The sequence below is a fragment of the Streptomyces sporangiiformans genome (genome assembly GCF_005768555.2).
GTDB lineage: Bacteria > Actinomycetota > Actinomycetes > Streptomycetales > Streptomycetaceae > Streptomyces > Streptomyces sporangiiformans.
The window spans coordinates 170476-191357 of record NZ_VCHX02000083.1; the positions used below are offsets into that span (position 1 = coordinate 170476).

Genomic DNA, 20882 nt, shown 5'->3' on the forward strand with positions numbered 1-20882 from the left:
GCGTGGTAAGGAAGTTGACCAGTCTCACATGCCCCAGCGCAGGCCCGCCGTCCGCACCGGAGCGTCCCACAGCCGCAGCAGGTCCTCATCGACCTGACACAGGGTCACCGAGGCTCCGGCCATGTCGAGCGAGGTGACGTAGTTGCCGACGAGCGTGCGCGCCACGGCGACACCGCGCTCGATCAGCACGCGCTGCACCTCGGCGTTGAAGCCGTACAGCTCCAGGAGCGGTGTCCCGCCCATGCCGTTGACCAGGACCAGGACCGGACTATCGGGGTTGAGGTCCTCCAGGACCGCGTTCACCGAGAAGTCGGCGATCTCCCGCGACGTCATCATCGCGCGCCGTTCCCGGCCGGGCTCGCCGTGGATCCCGATGCCCAACTCCAGCTCTCCGGCGGGGAGATCGAAGGTGGGGCTGCCCTTGGCCGGAGTGGTGCAAGCGCTCAGTGCGACGCCGAAGCTGCGGGAGTTCTCGTTGACCTGACGGGCCAGCGCCTCGACGCGCTCCAGCGGCTGTCCTTCCTGGGCCGCGGCGCCGGCGATCTTCTCCACGAACAGCGTCGCGCCGGTGCCTCGCCGCCCGGCGGTGTAGAGGCTGTCGGTCACGGCCACGTCGTCGTTGACGAGCACCTTGGCCACCTGGATGCCCTCGTCCTCGGCGAGTTCCGCGGCCATGTCGAAGTTGAGCACGTCACCGGTGTAGTTCTTCACGATGAACAACACCCCGGCACCGCTGTCCACAGCGGCCGCCGCCCGCACCATCTGGTCCGGCACCGGGCTGGTGAACACCTCGCCCGGACAGGCCGCGGACAGCATGCCCGGTCCCACGAATCCGCCGTGCAGCGGCTCGTGCCCCGACCCGCCGCCGGAGACGAGTCCCACTTGTCCGGCCACCGGAGCATCGCGCCGTACGATCACCCGGTTCTCCACATCCACGGTCAGCTCCGGGTGGGCGGCCGCCAGCCCCCGCAGCGCGTCCGCGACGACCGTCTCCGCGACGTTGATGAGCATCTTCATGGGTGCCTCCTGGTGAGATGAGCCTCTGACATGTGTTTTTCGCGGGTGCAGACCTTGACGATGGGGCGTCAGATGCGGCTGACGTGTGGGGTTCCGGAAGTCTGCTCTCGGCAGTATCGATGCTGAGTGAGCGCGGGTCACGTGTGCGGACGCAGGCGGGCGTGCTGGAGCGTCAACCGTCTCTGCTGCCCAAGCCGCGCGTCCAGTAGAACTACGCGTGCCGGTGCGGGGAACAGCGCCCGGCGCGGCTTCGCCAACTCGTGGAGTGGAATTGAGATGCCTGATGGATGGCAGTGGGACAGCACCCTGTTCCAGGGAAGCGCGGCCTACTACGAGCGCGGTCGCCTCCCGTACGCTCCGGGCTTTGCCGAAACACTGGCCACGGCCCTCGGCCTTGACGGCCGGGGCAGACTCCTCGACGTCGGCTGCGGCCCGGGCACCGTGCTGCTCGCGATGGCACGGTTCTTCACCGAGGCGGTTGGCGTCGACCCGGACGAGGACATGCTGGCCGAGGCCCAGCGACAGGCCAGGCGTCGCGGGGTGACCAACGCACGTTGGGCAGCCGCCCGCGCCGAGGATCTACCGGCGGGGCTGGGTGAGTTCCGGGTCGTGGTGTTCGCCCAGTCCTTCCACTGGACGGATCGCGATCGTGTCGCGGCGACCGTGCTGGAGATGCTGGAGCCGGGAGGCGCGTTCGTCCACATGGGCGACCTCAAGAATCCGCCCGCCGAACCGACGCCGCTGCCGTTGCCCGCACCCCCGTACGAAGAGATCAGCGATCTGGTGCGCCGGTACCTGGGCCCGGTGCGCCGCGCCGGGCAGGGGAAGCTCGTCAACGGCACGCCGAACCGGGAGGACCTCGTCGTGGAACGGGCCGGATTCGAGAACTTCCAACACCATGTGGTGCCGGCCGGGGAAGTGGTCGACCGCACCACGGACGACATCGTTGCGTGGGTGTTCTCCCGATCCGACTCCGCGCCGCACCTGTTCGGCGAAAGGCTGGAGGATTTCGAGCGGGAGCTGCGCGCGGTGCTGCAGCAAGCGGCATCGGAGAACCGCTTCGCGGAGCGTCTTCCGGCAACCGAGATCATGACCTGGCGGAAACCACATGGTGAGCGGTGACGCTCTCGGCCGGGATCATCATGTCGAGCCTGTCGGAAATCCTTCGCAATCCTGCTCCGGATGTCGGTTTTCCCAGTTCTGGAGGCTGTGGCTGGCTTCGAAGGAAGGGTGGCCGAAAGGTGTCGGCGTGTAAGCCGAGTGCGGCGTCGCCGCGCCACAAGGGAGTGTTCCGTGAACGTCACGCCAATGGTGAACGAGCCTCGAGAACGGCGAGGGGCCACACTTGTCATGGCCTGTCTGGGTGTGTTCGTCGCCTATCTGCCAGTGACCACCGTGTCGGTGAGCCTGCCTGCCATTCAGGGCGCGTTGCATGCGTCGACCTCCCAACTGGCGTGGGTCCAGTCCGCGTTCGTGCTTCCCATGGCAGCTCTCATCCTGACCGCCGGTGTCTTCGGCGACGTACACGGCCGCAAGAAGGTGTACCTGGCGGGCCTCGCCCTGGCCGGTGTGGGAGCCGCCATCGCCCTCGGGGCTCACTCGATCGAGGTCCTGTGGGTCGGCCAGGCGGTAGCCGGTCTGGGCGCGGCGGCGTTGCTGCCCTCGACGCTTGCGCTGATCAGCCATGCCGTGCCCGACCCGCGCAAGCGCGGCACGTTCGTCGGGCTCTGGGCGGCGTCCCTGATGGCCGCGCTGGCGGTCGGCCCCATGATCGCCGGCGTGATCCTCGAGCACTTCGACTGGCGCTGGATCTATCTGCCGTCCATACCGGCGGCGATCGTCAGCCTGGCGGTCGCGGCACCGCTGGTGACCGACTCCCGCGCCCCCGGTGAGCGCCGACTGGACTGGCCCGGCCAGATCACCGCAGCGGTGACGATCACCGCGCTGGTCTACGGCGTCATCGAGGGCGGTGCCGCCTCCTTCTCCGAGGGACGGGTGATCGCGGCCCTGACGCTGGCGGGTGTCAGCGCCGTCACTTTCGTCCTGGCCGAGCGACGCAGCCCCAGCCCGATGCTGGACCTGTCGCTCTTCCGCAGCGCGGCCTTCAGCGCGACCACCCTCATCGCCATGATCACGTTCCTGGGTCTGATCGGTTTCTTCTTCGTCCTCAGCCTCTACTTCGGCATGGTGCAGCGCCTCGACACCCTGCACGCGGGCTACCGGCTCCTGGTCACCTCTGTGGTGTGTCTGGTCGTGGGCGCGCTGGCAGGCCGCTTGATGCACCGGATATCGCCCCGAGTCATGATCACCACCGGCCTCCTGGCCACCGTGGGCGCGCTGTTCTCCTTCACCGCGGTCGACGCCGGCACCGCATTCGGTCCGCTGGCCTGGCGGTTGGCCCTGCTCGGCCTCGGCCTGGGCTTGGTGATCACCCCGATGACCGCCACCGCCGTCGCGGCGGTGCCGCATCACCTGGCCGGGATGGCGTCGGCGGGCAACAACGCCTTCCGGCAGGTCGGCGGCGCGCTGGGCCCGGCCGTACTGGGCACCCTGCTGACGACCAAGAGCACCGACGTCCTGCCCGGCCACCTGCGCGACGCCGGCGTCACCGGGCCCGCGGCACACCGGATCACCGACGCCGTGACCGCCGACGGTCTGGGAGCGGTGGCCCGGATGAACCTCGGCAAGGACACCGGGCGGGCCATGGGCGCGTTGTCCGAGTCCTTCCTCGACGGCCTTCAGCTGTGCCTGATCGTGGCGGCATCCCTGGCCCTGCTCGCCGCACTCGTCGGCGCCGTACTGCTGCGACGCCCCCAGCACGCTACGACGCCTGCCGCGAGTGCTGCGGATCACGTGGCGCGCGAGGACGCCGAGCCTTCCGTGGAGTTCGAGCCGGAGCCGGTGCTGGTCGGTGCGCAGGCTCGGGGGCGGTCGGGGGAGAGCGGCCAGTTGACGGGGGAGAGCGGGCAGTTGCTGCGCGCACCCGGCTCCGCAACCGGCGGGGGCGGTGTCGTGTCTGACGGCCGTTCGGGTCCTGTCCTGTACGGCCGGATACGCGACGCGGCCGGGGATGCCGTCGAGGGAGCCACGCTGACGCTGATCTCGCTGACCGGGCGGCAGCTGGGCCGGGCCGTGGCGCGTGCAGAAGGCCGTTACGGCCTGGCCGCGCCGGAGGCGGGTTCGTATGTCCTGATCGCGGCGGCGGAGGGCCACCAACCGCAGGCATCCACCGTGATGGTGGGTGAGGAGCCGCTGTCCCACGACGTCCTTCTCTCCGTGATCAGCGGCTTGGCCGGCACGGTGGTCACGGCCGGGGACGGGCTGCCCGTGCAGGGTGCGACGGTGGCGGTGACAGACGTGCGGGGAGAGGCACTGGCCGCCGGAACGACCGACGCATCCGGCGGGTTCGCGTTCGGCGAGCTGCCGGAAGGCGACGTCACGGTTGTGGTGAACGCCGCCGGATTCCGGCCTGTAGCCCTCCCGGTGCGGGTGTCCGGGCCTCGGCTCGCCCGTCTGGACGTGTCGCTGTGGCCGGGGGCAGTGCTTCGGGGCACCGTGCGGGCGGGCGCCGAAGCCCGGCCGCTGTCGGACGCGCGGGTGACCCTCGTGGACCAGGCCGGGAACGTGGTCGGCACCGCGACTACCGGGCCGGACGGTGTCTATGCCTTCACTGACCTGGACACGGGCGACTACTCGCTGATAGCCGGCGGCTATCCGCCCGTGGCCACACCCGTCGCCGTGGACGGCCCGGGACGTGAGTTCGACGTGGAGCTGGCTCATTCGGAGAGCTGAGCGGGCCCCTGATCACGTGCCGCGGTCAGCGGTTCGGTTCGGTTCGTAGGTGAGTTGCTTGATCTGACGCAGGATGAGGGCCGACTCGACCGCTTGGATGCCGTCGAGGACGCCGATCTTCTCGCTCAAGTACGTGTACAGCTCGTCGGGGCTTCGGTGATGGGTGGCGACGACGATGTTGGCCTGGCCGGTGGTGGCAGAGGCGAAATGCACTTCCGGGTGCGCGGCCAGGCTACGGCCGGCGTCGGCGAGGGCGCGAGGCGCCACAGTGAGCCAGAGCATGGCGCCGACGCCGTGTCCGAGGGGCGCGTGGTCGCACTGCACGTCGAAGTACAGCACGCCGGTGGAACGCAGGGCCTCGAGCCGCCGTTTGACCGCCGGCTCCGATTGGCCGATGGCCCTCTGCAGCTCAGTGAGGGTGGCCCGGCCGTCGCGGCGGAGCACCGCGAGGAGCGCCTCGTCGGCCGTGTCCAGGGTGACGGGAGCATCGAGCGGCACCGGAGTCGGCAGTCGCAGAGCGGCTTCCTGGTCAGGGGTCAGTGCGTTGGATTTGTTGAGCCAGCCGTGGGGGCCGCCGTAGAAGCGGTGCAGGAGGCAATGGGCGGTCACGGTGACAATCTGCGGGGTGCGTTGGAGCCGGTCGAACAGCAGCTCGTCCCGCTCCTTCAGGCTGCGCGGTTTCATGCCGCAGAAGACCTCGGTGCCACCGGACATCAGGCTCACGTAGAGGGTGTCGGGGCGCTTGGCGAGTGCGTCCGCGAGCTGCTCCGCCACATCAGGGACGCAGTGCAGTCGTACGATCCAGTTCTGCCGGCCGAGCAGGCTCTCGTGCGTCATACCGAGCACACGCACGTTGGCGGTCGTGCGCAGCTGTCGGTACCGCCGGGCCACGGTCTGGTCGGAGACTCCGAGGGCGGTCGCGATACGGCTGAACGGTGCGCGCCCGTCGAGCTGCAGCGCGTGCAGCACTTGCAGGTCGAGGCGATCGAGCGTGGGGAACTCCACCGGTACTCCTTGGGACTGGAGCGGTATGCGTCGCCGTACGCGGTCAGCGGCATGGGCGGTGAGAGGGACACCCCCGACGACGGGATGTGCCGGTACGTCGGACTGGTCACGCCTCCCGGACAGCATCGGCCACCTGATCGAGCAGCGCCGTCAGCCGTGTGCTGTCCTCGGGGCCCAGCTTCTCGGCGATCCGTTGTTCGATCTCGACGATCACGGCATCGGCCTGGCGCAGGGCGTCGCGGCCGGCGTCGGTGAGATGGAGCTCCTGCACGTGGCCGTGGCGCGGGTGCGGTTGGCGTTCCAGATGGCCCCGCTGCTCCAGCCGGGCCACGAGGGAGGCCACGGCTTGCGGGGTGACGTTCAGGCGGCGGGCGAGCTCCGCGCCCGTCAGGCCGGGATCGGTATGGACGGAGATCAGCAGGGAGTACTGCGCGGCCGCCATGCCCAACGGCCGTAGCCGCTGCTCTTTCAGGGCCTGCACGGCCCACTCCGCCCGCCGCAGCGCCCAGCTCACCCGGTCCATTGCGTTCGCGGCGATCGGCCCCTCGTCATCCTGTCTCACGCCGCGAGAATACGACACCTGGACAACTGTCAACATGCTTGACATGAGACAAGCGCCTGAATAATTAGTCGGCGGCTACGCCCCGCTCGTCGACGTCGCCCATCTGCGGGCCGTCATCGGTTGCCTGCTCCGCATTGACGCCCTCCTCCGTCTTGCGGCTGCACGCACCAGACCCCGCTCGGGTCGGCCAAGAGGTACCGCACCTCACAGCCGGGCTGATCCAAACGACGGCCCTTGTGCTGCGCCGTGGAAGTTCCGCCGATGAGTTTTCGGCAGTTGTGCGGTCTACCAGTCGACGAAGGGAGCGCACCATGCGCGAGATCATCGTTTGCACGTTCCTGACGCTGGACGGCGTCATGCAGGCGCCGGGCGGTCCGGACGAGGACGCTGAGAGCGGCTTCGAGCACGGCGGCTGGCAGAAACCGGTGGCCGACGACGAGGTCGGCGCGGCCATCGCCGGTTGGTACGAGCACTCCGACGCGATGCTGCTCGGCCGTAAGACGTACGAGATCTTCGCGTCGTACTGGCCGACCGCCGATCCCGACAACCCGTTCACCCATCGGATGAACGGCATGCACAAGTACGTGGCGTCTCGGACCCTGACGTCCGTCGAGTGGCAGAACTCCACGCTGCTGGAGGGCGACATCGTCGATGCCGTACGCAAGCTGAAGGCGTCCGACGGCGGCAACATCAACGTCGTCGGCAGCGGCGACCTCGCCCAGACCCTCATGCAGCACGGCCTCGTCGACGAGTACCGGCTGACCATCCATCCGGTGATCATCGGCACCGGCAAGCGGCTGTTCGCCGACGGAGCGATCCCCACTGCGCTGGAGCCGGTCAGCGTCTCGACGACGAAGGGCGGCACCATCGTCGGCGTCTACCGGCCGAACGGTAAGCCCAGCTACGACAGCTACTAGGGGACGTGGTCCCCGACCTGCTCGGCCGCCGACCTGACGGGCCCGATGTGGTCGATAGTGAAGACCACGTCGTGCCAGGACTTGTGCTGCTCGCCGTGATCTCCGACATGACGTGCTTGACGTTGGTGTACTCGTCGAAGGAGTAGGCGGACATGTCCTTGCCGAAGCCGGCGGCCTTGTAGCCGCCGTGCGGCATCACGCTGATGATCGGGATGTGGTCGTTGATCCAGACGCAGCCCGCCTGGATCACGCGGCTCGCGCGTCCGGCGCGGAACACGTTGCCGGTCCAGGCGGAGGCGGCCAGTCCGTACGGAGAGTCGTTGGCGAGCCGGATGGCGTCGTCGTCGCCGTCGAACGGCAGGCAGACGAGGACCGGACCGAAGATCTCCCGCTGGACGACGGGGGAGTCCTGTGCCGCGTCGGTGATGAGGGTGGGCTCGTAGTAGGCGGCCCGGCCCAGCGGCCCGTCGGGGATCCTCCCGCCGCGCACGATGGTGGCTCCGGCCTGGCGGGCGGCCTCGACCATGGCGGCGACCTTGTCGCGCTGTGGCAGGGAGATCAGGGAGCCCATGTCGGTGGCGGGGTCGTCGACCGGGCCCAGGCGCACGCCGTCCATGAGGGCGGCCACCCGCTCGACGAACGCCTCGTACAGGGGCGTTGGACGTAGGCGCGGGTGGCGGCGGTGCAGTCCTGGCCGGCGTTGATGAGGGCTCCGGCCACGGCGCCGCGGGCGGCGGCTTCCAGGTCGGCGTCGTCGAACACGAGGAACGGGGCCTTGCCGCCGAGTTCGAGGTGGACGCGCTTGACCAACCCGGCCGCCTGCGCGGCGACTCGGCGGCCGACCGCGGTGGAGCCGGTGAAGGACACCATGGCGACGTCGGGGTGGGTGACGAGGGCCTGGCCGGCGACCGGTCCGCTGCCGGTGACGATGTTGATGACGCCGTCGGGGATGCCGGCCTCCTGAGCCGCCTCGGCGAACATCACTGAGGTGAGCGGGGTGAGTTCGGAGGGCTTGAGGACCACGGTGTTGCCGGCGGCGACGGCGGGCAGCGCCTTCCAGGCGGCCATCTGCAGCGGGTAGTTCCAGGGGGCGATGGAGCCGATGACGCCGAGGGGTTCGCGGCGGATGGTGGAGGTGTGTTCGGCGGAGTACTCCGCCGAGGCGCGGCCTTCCAGGTTGCGGGCCGCCCCGGCGAAGAACCGGACGTTGTCGATGGTGCCGGGGACGTCGAAGTCGCGGGTCAGCCTGATCGGCTTGCCGCCGATGCGGCTTTCGGTGCGGGCGAGTTCCTCGCCGCGGTGCTGGAGGATGTCCGCCCAGCGCAGCATCGCCTCGGAGCGCTCGGCGGGGGTGGTGCGCGACCATGCGGCGAAAGCGGCGCGGGCGGCGGCCACCGCCTCGTGCACGTCGTCCGGGCCGGCCAGGGTGTCGGTGGCCAGGACCTCGCCGTTGGCCGGGTTGGTCACCGAGTACTGCTCGCCGGACGTGCCGGAGCGGCGCTTGCCCGCGATGAACTGCTGTCCGGTGGTCTCCATCAGTCACTTCTCCGATCGGGTCTCGGGGCCGGAGCTCTGCTCGCCCCACAGGTCGCCGAGCGTGTAGCCGTGCGGGAAGGGGTCGGTCTCGTCCAGGACGTACTGACTGAAGGCGGTGATCCATCCGCGGCCGCTGATCGTCGGCAGCACGGCCTCGTAGGGGCCGATGCGGGTGGTGTCCAGGAGCGTGCCGGTGAAGGTGGTGCCGAGGATCGACTCGTGGACGAACGGCGTGTCCAGGGGGAGTTCGCCGCGGGCGTGCAGGGCGGCCATGCGACCACTTGTGCCGGTGCCGCAGGGAGAGCGGTCAAGCGTGCCGGTCCAGGTCGCCGGGTCGGCAAGGTCCACCTCGCCGTTCGGCAGGACGACCACGTTGCGGCCGGAGGCACCCGGCGTCGCGGACGGGGCGTGGATCATCGTCAGGGAGATCCGGTTGACGCCGGGGTTGAGCGGGTGGCTGACCGGGAACTGCTGCTGGGCTGCGGTCCGCAGCACCGCTCCGGCGCGGGCGATTTGTTTGGCGGCGGAGGGATCGAGTCGGATGCCGAGGTCCGCGGCGCGCGCCTGGACGTAGAACTGACCGCCGAAGACAATGTCGGCCTGCACGGGCCCGTATTCGGGCAGCTCCAGGACGTGGTCGAGGGCGATCGCGAAAGCGGGCACGTTGGCGAAGGTGACCCGGGTGGCCCTGCCGCCCTCGACATCGGCGCGGACCCGGACGAGGCCGACCGCGGTGTCCACGGTGAGTTCGGTGACCGGCTCGGTGACCGGGACCGCGCCCGTCTCCACGAGGGCGGTGACGGCGCAGATCAGGTTGGAGCCGGACATGGGGCGGAAGCCGCCCTGTTCCAGCACGACCAGGCCGAAGTCGGCTGCCGGGTCGGCCGGGGGCAGTACCAGGGCGCCGCACAGGGCCGGGTAGCCGCGCGGCTCGCGCAGCAGGAGCCGGCGCAGGTCGTCGAGGTGTTTCTCGCAGTACCGCAGCCGTTCGGCCATGGTGGCGCCCCGGACGTGCAGGTGGCTGCCGATCAGCACACGCCCGGGTTCGCCCTCGGCGTGGACGTCGATCGCGTGGATGCGGCGGTGCGCGGCCATTACGCCGCCACGGCGGCGTCGACGGTCTCGACGCCGGCGGCGGTGAGCAGGGTGCGCAGCTCCTCGCGGTACTCGGGGGCCAGCGGCAGGACGGGCCGGCGGGTGGGGCCGGCGCTCACGCCGACGAGGTCGAGCCCGGTCTTGATGCCGCAGGCGTAGTTGTGGGACTCCAGGAACCGGCAGATCGGGAAGATCTTCGCCCACAGCTCGCGTGCGGCGTGCAGATCGGCCCGGACGGCGAGGGCGTCGTACAGGCCGGCGCACAGCCGGGGGATCACGCCGGCGGTGCCCCACACGCCGGCCTTGGCTCCGCTCGCCAGGGCGGCGAAGGTGAGGGTGTCCCAGCCGTTGAGGGTGGTGATGTCCTGTGCGTGCTGCTGCTGGACGGCGGAGAGCCAGGCGAAGTCGCCGCCGGTGTCCTTGTAGGACGTCACCGCGGTCTCGCGGGCCAGCTGCGCCAGCTGCTCCGGAGTGAGCTGAACGCCGCTTGCGGAGGGGATGTTGTAGTACATGATCGGGATGCCGACCGCCTCCGAGACCGTGCCGAAGTAGGCGAGGAGTTCCTCGAAGGACGGGGCGTCGTAGAACGGCGGCACGATCATGACGGCGCACGCGCCGGCCTTCTCGGCGTGAACGCTCAGCTCCACGGTCTCGGCCGTGCTCAGCGCGGCCGTTCCGGCGACCACCGGGGCGCGTCCGGCAGCGGCCTCGACATACAGCTCGGTGACCTGCTTGCGCTCGTTCGAGGTCAGCGTGGTGAACTCGCCGGTGCTGCCGCCGGGGACGAGACCGTGGATGCCGCCGGAGATGATGTGGTCGACCTGGCGCTGGACGCCCGTGGCGTCGATGGCGGAGCCGTCCGCGGTCAGCGGGGTGACGGCGGCGGCGAGGATGCCGGTGAACTGCGGGGCGCTCATGGGAGATCTCCTGAGATCGGAACGAAGGGATGCTGCGGAAGGAAGGTCACCTGCGGGTGAAGCGGCGGGGGGGAGACCGCCTCGGCGGTGGCCGGGAGGTGCTGCCGGGTGATGGCCTCGGTGATGATCTCGGCGGTCGCGGGGGCCAGCGTGAGGCCCAGCATGCCGTGGCCCGAGGCGACGTAGACGTTGGGCAGCGGGTCCAGCCGGCCGATGACCGGCAGGCTGTCCGGGGTCATGGGCCGCAGGCCCGCCCAGGGGGCGGCCTCTCCCGGAGGGTTGTCCCAGCCGGTCAGGGAGTCAGCCGCGGCCTGCTTGATGGCGGCGACGCGCCGCGGGTTGACGCTCTCCTCCAGGCCGCCGAACTCCATCGTCCCGGCCAGGCGCAGGAATCCGTTCAGTGGGGTCACCGCGACCCGGGCGTCCTCCAGGGTCAGGGGAGTGCGCAGCGGCACGGGCGCGGGGGAGTAGTCGACGCTGTAGCCCTTGCCGGGGCGGATGGGCAGCGACACGCCGAGGGCCCGGGACATGCGTCCGGCCCAGACACCGGACGCCAGCAGCAGGCTGCCGCCGGTGAACTCGCCTTTGTCGGTGAGAACTCCGGTCACAGTGCCGCCCCGGCGCAGGAAACGGCGTACCGGTGTGTGCTCGTGGATCCGCACGCCCAGCTCCTGGCAGCGCTTGAGCAGGCCCTGGGTCAGGGAGTCGGGCTCGACCTGCCGGTCGTCCGGGAAGAACAGGCCGTGGCGGATACGGCCGTTCAGCACCGGTTCCCTGGCCTGGACGGCGTCCCCGTGCAGGTGCTCGGGCAGCATGCCGAACCGCTCGAAGACATCCAGGGAGGCACACTGCTCCTCGTAACGGTCCCGGGTCTCGAAGGCCAACAGGACGCCGGCCTTGTGCATCTCGAAGGAGACGCCGTCCCGGGTCCAGTCGTCGAGGAGGTCCATGGTCCCCTCGGCAAGGCGCAGTTGGATCTCCAGCCCGCGGCGGAAGTCCCGGGCCGTGCAGTGCCGGGCCATGCTCAGCATGAATTTCACGAAGCCCGGGGCGAGCGAGGGCTTGACGTACAGCGGGCTGTCCGGCTTCAGCATCCACTTCAGGGACTGCAGGATGACTCCGGGGGCCGGCACCGGTCCGCTCTCTGCCAGTGCGATCTTGGCCGCGTTGCCGTGCGTGGCGGCGGAGCCCGCGCGCCGGGCGTCCAGTACCACCACTTCGCAGCCGCTCTTGGCCAACCGATAGGCACTGGCCAGGCCGACGGCCCCGGCGCCGACGACGATGATGCGCATGGAGTCGTGTACCTCCTGACAGGGCGCGACCGGCGCCTCTTGCAGCGGGGCGGCAATCCCGAGGATGGTTCGCAGATTGTCAAACAATCTGCGCCTGGAGGTGACGCTAAGCTCGGCGCCCGGCGCAGTCAATAAGCCGCGGTGAACTTGTTCCGAATGAGCTTGCTCCTGCCTCCCGGAGGCTGCATCCCGCGGCCGCCGCGCACATGCGCGAGCGCACACGCAGAAGGGCCCCCACTGAAACGGGGGCCCTGAGCTGCGGAAATGACCACTATGGAGCGTAGATCTGCCCGGTCTGGGCGCCCTCGACGGAACGGACGTACGCCTGGGCGACGTCGGCGAGATCGACCGACGCCATGCCCGGGAAGTAGTCGCCGTAGTCGGCGAGGCTCTCGGTGAAGACCGTGGGGCTGATCGCGTTGATGCGCTGCGGGGCGATCTCGATTGCGGCGGCACGCACGAATGCCTCCAGGGCGCCGTTGGCCATGGAGGCCGCACTGCCGGTGGGGATCGGTTCGCGGGCGAGTATGCCGGTGATCACGGTGAAGGAGCCCCGCTCCGCGATGTGGGGAACCCCCTGTCGCACCAGGTCGATCTGGCTGAGCACCTTGCCCCGGAAGGCGGCCAGGTAGTCCTCGGGCGTCATCTCGGTGACCGGCTTGTACGGCACGTCACCGGCGGCGCTCGCCACCGCGTCCACCCGGCCGGCCCGGTCGTACAGTTCGGTGATCTGTACCGGGTCGGTGATGTCGTAGCGCAGGTCACCGCCACCGCGTCCCACGGTCAGGACCTCGTGTCCGCGATCGCCGAGCGCCTTGTGGACGGCCGTACCGAGTGTGCCGGTGGCGCCGATGAGAAGAATCTTCATGGCTGCGACGCTAGGCCCGGTCGGCAGTGTGCGGGAAATGCCTTCTGTAAAGCACTTATGCTCCAGGGTTATGAATGTGGAGCTACGGCACCTGCGGGCGCTGGCCGCGATCGGCGACGAGGGCACCATCACCGGTGCCGCGGCCGTGCTCCACATCAGCCAGCCCGCTCTCTCGCGCACTCTGGAGCAGTTGGAGAGCCGGGTCGGCGTGCGCCTGGTCGAGCGCACCACCCGCGCCCTGGCCCTCACCGAAGCCGGTCAACGGCTGTACGAGCGCGCCCACCTGATTCTCCATCAGCTGGACGACGCGCTGGCGGAAGTCGCGGCGGGGGTGCGGCCGCTGCGTATCGGTTTCGCCTGGGCCGCGCTCGGTGACCGTACCGTGCCGCTGCTGCGTACCTGGCGCGAGGAACACCCCGGCACCCCGCTGCGGGTGCACCGCGGCGACGACCCGGAGGCGGCTCTGCGTCGCGGGGAGATCGACGCGGCACTCCTGCGCACCATGCCCGCCCCGGGCGCCGGGCTGGAAGTGTGGCCGCTGTACCGGGAGAGGCGCTTGGCCGCCGTACCCGAGGATGATCCGCTCGCCCGGCGCCCAGCCGTGCGCCTGGCCGATCTCGCCGACCGGTCGGTCGTGCTGTGTGCCACCGCCGCCACCACGGCCGGTCTCTGGCACGAGGGGCGACGCCCTCGGACGTTCGAGGTGGCCAACGTCGACGAGTGGCTCACCGTGATCGCCACGGGAGAGGCGGTCGGTGTCACCGCCGAGGCCACCGAGCACAGCCATCCGCATCCCGGCGTCCGCTACCTGCCACTCTCGGACGCACCCCCTGTGACGGTCCGCCTGGTCTGGCCGCGCACTCCCGCGCATCCGGCCACCCTCACTTTTCTCGATCATCTGCGGGACATGGCCCACGATATGACCGGCGCCGAGAGTCTGGAGTCGTAGCCACCGCCAGGAGAGCAACGGCCGGGCACGAACGCCGGCTTGCGCAAGAGAACCAGCGTGCTGGGTCGCCATGCTGTGCCGACGCGCCTGCGACCATCGTCGTGAAGTCGAACGGCACCTGCACCGAACAAGTAGGACGCCCTGCCCAGCGGGGCCTTCACCCATCCCCGTACACCGGGCCCCAGGGCGTTCATCGACGCCATCCGGTTCTGAACCGCGCCGCGTGCCCGTCGTCCCTTCCACCGCTCCCATAGAATGCGGTCTGACAATCTGCGGAGGATGCATGAGCGAGCACGCAGCGCAGGCCGCCGGTCCTAGGCCGGTCACCACCCAGACGCGCCGCGATGCCGTGGTGGACGAGCTCCGCCGCGCCATCATGGCCGGCGAGCTGGAGGCCGGCCAGCGGGTGCGCGAGGTCCACATCGCCCAGCAGCTGGGCGTCAGCCGCCCGACCCTGCGCGAAGCCATCTACCAGTTGATCCACGAAGGGCTCCTTGAGCAGCAGCCTTATCGCGGAGTCGTCGTCACGTCGATCGACGAGAAGTTCATCACCGACATCGCGGCCGTCCGCGTGGCCCTGGAGACACTCGCGGCGCGGGCGTTGGCCGACGACCCCGACGGCTCCCGGAGGGCAGCGCTGGAGGCCGCGTGGCAGGAGTACCGCGACGCGCACGGATCGCAGGACGCCGCACGCCTCCACCAGGCACACATCGCCCTGCACCGCACCATCTGGGACGGCTCCGACAACACCATGCTGAAGAGGCTCTGGCCCACCGTGGAAGCCCAGATCAACGTCGCCATCACGGTCGACGAGAGCACGCGGTCCGATCCCGACCGGGCCCTGAACGTCCACGAACAGCTGATCGACGCCATTCTCGGCGGCGACCCCGCAGTCATCGAGGCCGAAGTGGAACGTCACACCCGGGCGAGCGCCGACGAGCTGATCGAGATGATCGCCGAGCGAAAGCGCCGCGGAGAGGGCTCCGAGGCCTGATCAGTTCCGCGACCGTCCGTGGCCGCGCCCAACGATCCGCGGACCCAAGGTCGGGGTTCCCCGGACCGCCGGGCCCGGGTGCACGGGTGCGGATGCACGGGTCCCGGGACGGCCGGTCATCCACCGGCGCCTCCCGGGACGTTCGCAGGCTACTTCTGCGTGAGCGGTGTGACGGCGACCCGGTCGATGACGGGTGCGTACGGGGATCGCTGGTCGTACTGGTTGTGGGTGTCGCCGTTGAAGTCGGGGAGTTCCTCCGCGGTGAAGGTGAGCCGGTTCGTGCCCTTCTCCAGGGTGACCGGGACGGTCAGGTCCCAGAAGTTGTTGAAGTGGAAGGTCGTCGGGAAGAGGACGCGACGGGCCGGTCCGCCGTTGACCGAGAGGTCGGCGTGACGGGCTACCGGGTCGGGGTTGTAGTGGGTGGCCGGGGCCTGTTCGGCGTTGGAGTAGCGGATGGTCAGCGCGTGCCGGCCGGAGCGCTCGGCGACGACGTCGAGGGTGAGGCCGTTGGCCTTGCCGTCGCCGACATCGGTGACCGCCTTCCCGCCGGAGGCGAAGCCGTAGGCGTCGGTCACCTTGGCGGCGCCGCTGACTGTGCCGTCCTCCGCCTGGTAGACCGTCGGCACCAGGGTGCCGTGGGAAGGCGTGACGCGCAGGCGGTCCAGGGCCAGTTCGCGTGAGGCACCGGTGACGGTGATCTTGTTGACGCCGCCGGACAGGAACACCCGGATGTCGTCCGTGCCCTTCTTGCCGCCCCCGACCTTGGGAACGTCGAGCTCCTCGCCGTTGAGGGAGAGGCCCGCCCGGCCGCCGCCGAGATGGTCGACGGACACGGTCGCCTCGCCGTCGGAAGGCGCGTGCACCCAGAAGGTTGTCGAGGCGTCCTTGGGCAGCGGCACCGTGCCGGGGCCGGACGCGCCGGAGCGGCTGTAGTCGGGCCGGGCTCCGGAGAGGGTCGCGTACTCCGCCTCGTAGATCGCCGGCGCGGTCACGCGCTCGTCGCGCAGCGACAGGTCGATCTTGTCGATGATCGCGTCGCCCTTGGTGACGCCCAGGTCCGGGTCCTTCGCGGCGAGCGTGATCCGGTGCTTGCCGGCAGTCAGCTTAACCGAAGTATCGGTGTGGCCCCAGACCACCCACTTGTAGCCGAGCGGCAGCCGCAGCTCCTGCGGATCCTTGCCGTCCACGCGCAGGAAGACATTGGTGGGGCCCTGTTCCTTCACCCGGTCGTACAGGTTGTAGGAGTTGGCGAACACGCTCAGGTCGTACGTGCCGTCCTGCGGGACCTCCACGTCGAAGGCGAGCACTCCGTCGGAGCCGGTGCGCAGGCCTCCCACGTTGTAGGCGCCCGAAGTCGCGAACTTCCCGACCTGGCGGGGCGATCCCTCAGGGCCGTTCTTGGAGTAGCCGCCGCCGGTGTAGGCGGCGTTCTCCGCCTCGTACGTCTTCCGCCAGCTCACAGAGGGTTCGGCCGGTGCTCCGCCGTTTCCGCCGGGGGAGAGGATGACCTGGTACGCCGACATCTCGTTCATACCGGTCATCGGGAGGGTGACGGTGCCGTCGGTACCGACCTGGATGTCCTGGTCCGCGAGCCGCAGCGGCTGGGCCGAGTCGCCGACCTGCCCGGTCCACGGGATCTCCTGCACGGTGGCATGCACCGTCGTGCCGAACAGTTCGGGGTCGATGTTCTGGAAGACGACGTCCGCGTCGCCGCTCTTGCCGCCGAAGATGGCCCGGGACTGCTTCTTGCCCTCGTCGAGCGTGGCGACACCCTGGAGGGTGTACTGCACGTTGGGGTGCGGGGCGGTCACCTCCACGGTGTGTCCGGTCATCTGGCCATAGGCATTGAACAGCCACCACTGGCCGTTGCCCTTGTTCGCCTCCACCGCCGAGTCGTTGAGGTTGCCGTCGATGTTCCAGTACGCAAGGTCGGCGTCGATCTTGGACTCCTCGATGGCGGAGACCCACTGGACGACCTGGCCGGGCACGGACAGATGGTAGTTGTGGCCGTACTCGTTGACGTTGATGGGCAGCGGCTCGATACCGACCTCCTTCTCCCACTGCCGGTACTTGGCGACACTCGTCCGGACCGCGGCGGGCGACGACAACTCGTGCCAGGTCATCACGTCAGGGACGACGTCGTTGGCCTTGGCGTACTGCAGGAAGCCCTTGACCTGGTCGTAGAGCACGCTGGTATTGGGTCCGGCGATGCGCGCCTTCGGGTCGAGGCTCTTGATGAGCTGGTAGGTCTCCTTCCACGCCGCGAAGTAGTGCTGCGGGTCCTTGAGCCAGGAGACCTTGTTGTAGCTCCAGTCACCGGTGCCGAACATGTTCCCTTCGGGTTCGTTGAAGGGCACGTAGACGACGTGGTCCTTGTAGTCGCCCATGGTCAGGACCTGTTCGACCTGTTTCTTGATCTTCGCCTTGAAGTCGGCGAGCCGCGCGGGGCCGTCCGCGCCCGGCCACTGGTAGGGGAAGCCGCGGTAGATGTCGGTCATGTAGATGTAGACGTCCTTGCCGCCGGAGTCCACGAACGGCGGCAGGACCTCGAGGGCGTCGGCCCCCGGGTGCTGGGGCCCGTCCTGCGCCTTCGTCGACACCGTACGGACGTGCATGCCCTCGAGGAGGTTGCGGCTCGGCACTCCGTCGCCGTAGATGCCGTACAGCGAGCCGGAAGCCCCGCCGTGGAAGGGGCCGGTGTCGGTGGCGAGGTCCACGACGAGCCGTTCCGGCTCCGCCGCCCCGGCACTGCCGGCGGTGGTTGAGGCGAGAACGGTGGCGAGGACCGTCACCGCCGCGGCGCCTGCTCCTGCTGTTCTTCTTCTGCGTGGCACTGAAGTCTCCGTGTTGTCCCTGGGGGCGCAAAGAAGGGGGTGGTTCGGCGGCCTGGTCTGTCTCGATCGCCGATTCGAACCGGTTCGACACATGCTGCGCACATGGCTCGCTGTCATGGGGGAGGTGTCTTTGACGGCGGAGTGGTGTCCCGCGCCCTTGTCGAACCGGTTCGCCGGAAGCTAGCACCGGTGAATCGGGCCAGCAATACTCCCGACACGATCTCTCCGCCCCGGTGCGGGCGGACCTCCGGTGCGGCGTGGGCCGCAGGAGAGATCAAAGTTGGCGGTCAGAGCGATGGCACGGGATATGGACGGTGGTTGTCGCGTGCGGCGCGTCGGGCTTCCCGAGTGTTTCGGAAAGTGTGCGCAAGGCATTGACACCTGCCCGGTCGGCTTCTTACCTTCCCTTCATGCGAACCGGTTCGACAACCGGGATCATCGCCCTTTCGTTCCCTCAGCACCCCCGACCGGTACGATCCTCTCTCTCAGGGATCAGCGAACCGGTTCGACGAAGGAGTTCCGTGAACATCGGTGAGATTGCCAAGCGGGCCGGTGTCTCGCGGAGCACCGTGTCGTACGCGTTGAGCGGCAAGCGTGCCGTGTCGGACCACACCCGAGAGAAGATCCAGCGCGTCATCGACGACCTGGGCTACCGGCCCAACGCGAGCGCACGCGCCCTGGCCAACGGCCGGACCAACACCATCGGTCTGGTCTTCCCGCCGGCCGGCGACCACTACACCGGAATGCAGCTCGATTTCATCGGCAGCGTGGTGGAGGCCGCGGCTGCCCACGACTACGACGTACTGCTCTCACCCAGCGGTGTGGACAGCGACCGCTCATTCCAGCGGCTTCTGGGCGAGCGACGCGTCGACGGCGCGATCCTGATGGAGATCAGGCTTCAGGACGACCGGGTCGACCACCTCCTCGCCGAGAACTTCCCCGCCGTCTGCATCGGCCGTACCGCGCAGCCGGAGAGCGACTGGTGGGTCGGCCTGGACCACACCGCGCTGGCGGCGGCCTGTGTCCACCACCTCGCGGACCTGGGCCACCGCAGGATCGCCTTCGTCAACCGGCCCGAGCGGCTCCTGCGCGCCGGGTACGAATCCGCGCACCGAGGACTCGACGGCTTCACCAAGGCCGCCGCGGAGCGCGGGCTCACCGTCCGCACGTACACCTGCGGGGACGACGCTCCCTCGGGCCAGGCCTGCCTGGAGCGGATCCTGTACGACGACCCCGCCACCACGGCCCTCGTCACGCTGAACGAAGCCGCACTGGGCGGCCTCTACCGCGGCCTGGCCCATGCGGGCCGCCATGTGCCGCGCGACTTCTCCGTCACCGGCGTCGTGGCCGCCCGGTGGGCCGAGACGGTGACACCGCAGCTCACGGCGGCCGACATGCCGGCGGCGCAGATGGGGCGTCTGGCCGTCGAACTGCTCGTCGAGCGGCTCGACCACCCTGACGCACCGCCTCGCCACCACCTGCTCGCTCCGCCGATCTCGCTCCGCGCCAGCACCGGACCCGCCGGCACCGCTGCGCCCGCGACCCCCGGCTCCGACTTGAACGCCTGACCGGCTGCCCCGACCGGCTGCCCACTGTCGGAGCCGCAACTGTCCGCGTCGGAGGCGTTCTTCGCCCCCGCCGCCCCTACCCTCCCCCAAGCTCTCGGCTTCGCTCGAGCAGGGGGACCCCCCTCATCCCCGGGGCTTCGCCCCTTCAACCCCGTTTCGGGGCCGGCCCCCGGACCCCGCTCCTCAAGCGCCGGAATGGCTGAGTTGTGCGCGGCTGTATCGCGCGCAGTCATTCGTGTGCTTGGCATGCCCACATCCAAACCTGACCCGCAACAAGAGGAACGTCCCATGAACAGACCCACAAGACGCCGTGTCACCGCCACCGCCATGACCGTCGTCGCCCTCACCGCCGGCACCACCGCCTGCTCCTCCGGCGACGACACCCCGTCCGCGAAGGCGGCGGACGGCGGCAACTACACCATCTGGGACCCCTATCCGCAGTTCGCCAAGGATTCGGACTGGGCGAAGCTGCTGGACAGTTGTGGCAGCAAGGCCGGGGTCAAGATCAAGCGGACGGCCTTCGACACCAGCGACCTGACGAACAAGGCACTGCTGGCAGCCCAGCAGGACAACTCCCCGGACGTCCTCATCCTCGACAACCCGGTGGTGTCGACCCTCGCCGAGGCCGGGGCGCTCACCACCACCGACGAGAACAAGGTGGACACCTCCAAGGCGGACCCCAACCTGCTCGCGGCCGGTCAGGCGGACGGCAAGACCTACGGCACGCCCATCGGCGCCAACACCCTCGCCCTCTACTACAACAAGGACGTCCTCAAAACCGCGGGCGTGGACATCGCCTCGGTCAAGGACTGGAAGTCACTGACGGCGGCGCTGGCGAAGGTCAAGAAGGCGGGGAAGAAGGGCGTCACCTTCTCCGCGATCGGCACCGAGGAGGGCAGCTTCCAGTTCCTGCCGTGGTTCTGGGGCTCGGGAGCGCAGCTGACCGAACTCGACTCCTCCCAGGGCGTGTCGGCGCTGTCCCTGTGGAACGACTGGCTGAAGAAGGGCTACGCGCCCAACTCGGTCATCAACAACACCCAGACCACCAGCTGGCAGGAGTTCGCGAGCGGCGACTACGCGTTCGCCGAGAACGGCACCTGGCAGCTCGCGGGCGCCGAGAAGGCCGGGTTCGACTACGGCGTTCTGCCCATCCCCGGCGCCGACGGGGGCAACGCCGCGGCCCCGACGGGCGGCGAGTTCGTCACCGTCCCGGTCCAGAGCGACACCGGTCGCTACGCCACCACGCGGAAGCTGGTGTCCTGCCTGACCAGCACCGAGAACCTGTACGACACGGACACCACCCTGTCGTACGTGGCCCCCACCGGCGAGGTGCAGGACAAGCAGGTGGCCTCCGACGCCAAGCTCAAGCCCTGGGTCGAGGCGGTCAAGGCGGCCAAGGGACGCACCAGTGACGACCTCGGCACCAAGTACCCCAAGATTTCTGAGCAGTTGTGGAAGGCGGTCCAGTCCGCCCTCAGCGGGTCGCAGTCGCCGAAGGCCGCTCTCACCGCGGCACAGGACGCCGTCAAGTAGCCC

At 69.5% G+C, this 20882-nt stretch carries 15 protein-coding genes and 1 pseudogene; 7 read left to right on the forward strand and 9 right to left on the reverse strand.

The window, feature by feature from the left end; translation table 11 throughout:
* Positions 1-24: 24 nt before the first annotated feature.
* A complete protein-coding gene (gene dhaK / locus FGD71_RS09610) occupies positions 25-1017 on the reverse strand; it encodes a dihydroxyacetone kinase subunit DhaK (protein WP_119099964.1) in 993 nt (330 codons plus the stop codon).
* A gap of 276 nt (positions 1018-1293) precedes the next feature.
* On the opposite strand from dhaK, the gene FGD71_RS09615 reads away from it, so the two are divergent.
* Together FGD71_RS09615 and FGD71_RS09620 are read left to right on the forward strand one after the other, a co-directional pair.
* Positions 1294-2139: a class I SAM-dependent methyltransferase gene (locus tag FGD71_RS09615; RefSeq protein ID WP_119099965.1), complete on the forward strand. Its 846-nt coding sequence runs from the start codon at positions 1294-1296 to the stop codon at positions 2137-2139.
* Positions 2140-2367: 228 nt separating this feature from the next.
* Positions 2368-4809: a DHA2 family efflux MFS transporter permease subunit gene (locus FGD71_RS09620; protein ID WP_240436489.1), complete on the forward strand. Its 2442-nt coding sequence runs from the start codon at positions 2368-2370 to the stop codon at positions 4807-4809.
* Between the two features lie 12 nt (positions 4810-4821).
* Here the strand turns inward: FGD71_RS09620 and FGD71_RS09625 are convergent, their stop codons facing one another.
* A complete protein-coding gene (locus tag FGD71_RS09625) occupies positions 4822-5814 on the reverse strand; it encodes an Lrp/AsnC family transcriptional regulator (protein WP_119099967.1) in 993 nt (330 codons plus the stop codon).
* Between the two features lie 106 nt (positions 5815-5920).
* The gene (locus FGD71_RS09630) at positions 5921-6376 is read right to left on the reverse strand and encodes a MarR family winged helix-turn-helix transcriptional regulator (protein WP_119099968.1); all 456 of its coding nucleotides are present in this window, start codon (positions 6374-6376) and stop codon (positions 5921-5923) included.
* 311 nt (positions 6377-6687) lie between these two features.
* Between FGD71_RS09630 and FGD71_RS09635 the strand changes: the two genes are divergently transcribed.
* Positions 6688-7293, forward strand: a complete 606-nt coding sequence (locus tag FGD71_RS09635; protein ID WP_162931080.1) for a dihydrofolate reductase family protein — start codon at positions 6688-6690, stop codon at positions 7291-7293.
* Here FGD71_RS09635 and FGD71_RS09640 read toward each other — a convergent pair.
* The 5 genes and pseudogenes from FGD71_RS09640 to FGD71_RS09660 all read right to left on the reverse strand — a co-directional run bounded on the left by FGD71_RS09640 (position 7290) and on the right by FGD71_RS09660 (position 13001).
* Positions 7290-8829: pseudogene (locus FGD71_RS09640) on the reverse strand (gamma-aminobutyraldehyde dehydrogenase). The gene FGD71_RS09635 and the pseudogene FGD71_RS09640 sit on opposite strands and share 4 nt — an antisense overlap.
* A gap of 3 nt (positions 8830-8832) precedes the next feature.
* Positions 8833-9924 (reverse strand): proline racemase family protein, encoded by a 1092-nt coding sequence (locus FGD71_RS09645; protein WP_119099970.1) that lies wholly within the window; start codon positions 9922-9924, stop codon positions 8833-8835.
* Positions 9924-10841, reverse strand: coding sequence for a dihydrodipicolinate synthase family protein (locus FGD71_RS09650; RefSeq protein ID WP_119099971.1), 918 nt, complete (start codon positions 10839-10841; stop codon positions 9924-9926). The genes FGD71_RS09645 and FGD71_RS09650 overlap by 1 nt, the downstream gene beginning before the upstream one ends.
* The gene (locus FGD71_RS09655) at positions 10838-12133 is read right to left on the reverse strand and encodes an NAD(P)/FAD-dependent oxidoreductase (protein WP_119099972.1); all 1296 of its coding nucleotides are present in this window, start codon (positions 12131-12133) and stop codon (positions 10838-10840) included. Before FGD71_RS09655 ends, FGD71_RS09650 begins: the two co-directional genes overlap by 4 nt.
* Before the next feature lie 271 nt (positions 12134-12404).
* Positions 12405-13001, reverse strand: coding sequence for a short chain dehydrogenase (locus tag FGD71_RS09660; protein WP_119099973.1), 597 nt, complete (start codon positions 12999-13001; stop codon positions 12405-12407).
* A gap of 70 nt (positions 13002-13071) precedes the next feature.
* Between FGD71_RS09660 and FGD71_RS09665 the strand changes: the two genes are divergently transcribed.
* Together FGD71_RS09665 and FGD71_RS09670 are read left to right on the forward strand one after the other, a co-directional pair.
* Positions 13072-13950 (forward strand): LysR family transcriptional regulator, encoded by an 879-nt coding sequence (locus tag FGD71_RS09665; protein ID WP_119099974.1) that lies wholly within the window; start codon positions 13072-13074, stop codon positions 13948-13950.
* A 283-nt stretch (positions 13951-14233) separates the two neighbouring features.
* Positions 14234-14944 carry a GntR family transcriptional regulator gene (locus FGD71_RS09670; protein ID WP_162931081.1) on the forward strand — a complete coding sequence of 237 codons (711 nt, stop codon included), beginning with the start codon at positions 14234-14236 and terminating at the stop codon, positions 14942-14944.
* Between the two features lie 149 nt (positions 14945-15093).
* Here FGD71_RS09670 and FGD71_RS09675 read toward each other — a convergent pair whose 3' ends face one another.
* Complete coding sequence (locus FGD71_RS09675; protein WP_119099976.1) at positions 15094-17736, reverse strand: carbohydrate-binding protein; 2643 nt, start codon at positions 17734-17736, stop codon at positions 15094-15096.
* Positions 17737-18299: 563 nt separating this feature from the next.
* Between FGD71_RS09675 and FGD71_RS09680 the strand changes: the two genes are divergently transcribed.
* Positions 18300-19346 carry a LacI family DNA-binding transcriptional regulator gene (locus FGD71_RS09680; protein ID WP_119099977.1) on the forward strand — a complete coding sequence of 349 codons (1047 nt, stop codon included), beginning with the start codon at positions 18300-18302 and terminating at the stop codon, positions 19344-19346.
* A gap of 288 nt (positions 19347-19634) precedes the next feature.
* Positions 19635-20879 (forward strand): sugar ABC transporter substrate-binding protein, encoded by a 1245-nt coding sequence (locus FGD71_RS09685; RefSeq protein WP_119099978.1) that lies wholly within the window; start codon positions 19635-19637, stop codon positions 20877-20879.
* The last annotated feature ends 3 nt before the right edge of the window (positions 20880-20882 follow it).

Coding starts and splice junctions, on each gene's coding strand:
- FGD71_RS09615 (WP_119099965.1), top strand. CDS start 1,294: ATGCCTGATGGATGGCAGTGGGACAGCACCCTGTTCCAGGGAAGCGCG.
- FGD71_RS09665 (WP_119099974.1), top strand. CDS start 13,072: ATGAATGTGGAGCTACGGCACCTGCGGGCGCTGGCCGCGATCGGCGAC.
- FGD71_RS09660 (WP_119099973.1), bottom strand. CDS start 13,001: ATGAAGATTCTTCTCATCGGCGCCACCGGCACACTCGGTACGGCCGTC.
- FGD71_RS09635 (WP_162931080.1), top strand. CDS start 6,688: ATGCGCGAGATCATCGTTTGCACGTTCCTGACGCTGGACGGCGTCATG.
- FGD71_RS09650 (WP_119099971.1), bottom strand. CDS start 10,841: ATGAGCGCCCCGCAGTTCACCGGCATCCTCGCCGCCGCCGTCACCCCG.
- FGD71_RS09685 (WP_119099978.1), top strand. CDS start 19,635: ATGAACAGACCCACAAGACGCCGTGTCACCGCCACCGCCATGACCGTC.
- dhaK (WP_119099964.1), bottom strand. CDS start 1,017: ATGAAGATGCTCATCAACGTCGCGGAGACGGTCGTCGCGGACGCGCTG.
- FGD71_RS09655 (WP_119099972.1), bottom strand. CDS start 12,133: ATGCGCATCATCGTCGTCGGCGCCGGGGCCGTCGGCCTGGCCAGTGCC.
- FGD71_RS09670 (WP_162931081.1), top strand. CDS start 14,234: ATGAGCGAGCACGCAGCGCAGGCCGCCGGTCCTAGGCCGGTCACCACC.
- FGD71_RS09620 (WP_240436489.1), top strand. CDS start 2,368: ATGGCCTGTCTGGGTGTGTTCGTCGCCTATCTGCCAGTGACCACCGTG.
- FGD71_RS09645 (WP_119099970.1), bottom strand. CDS start 9,924: ATGGCCGCGCACCGCCGCATCCACGCGATCGACGTCCACGCCGAGGGC.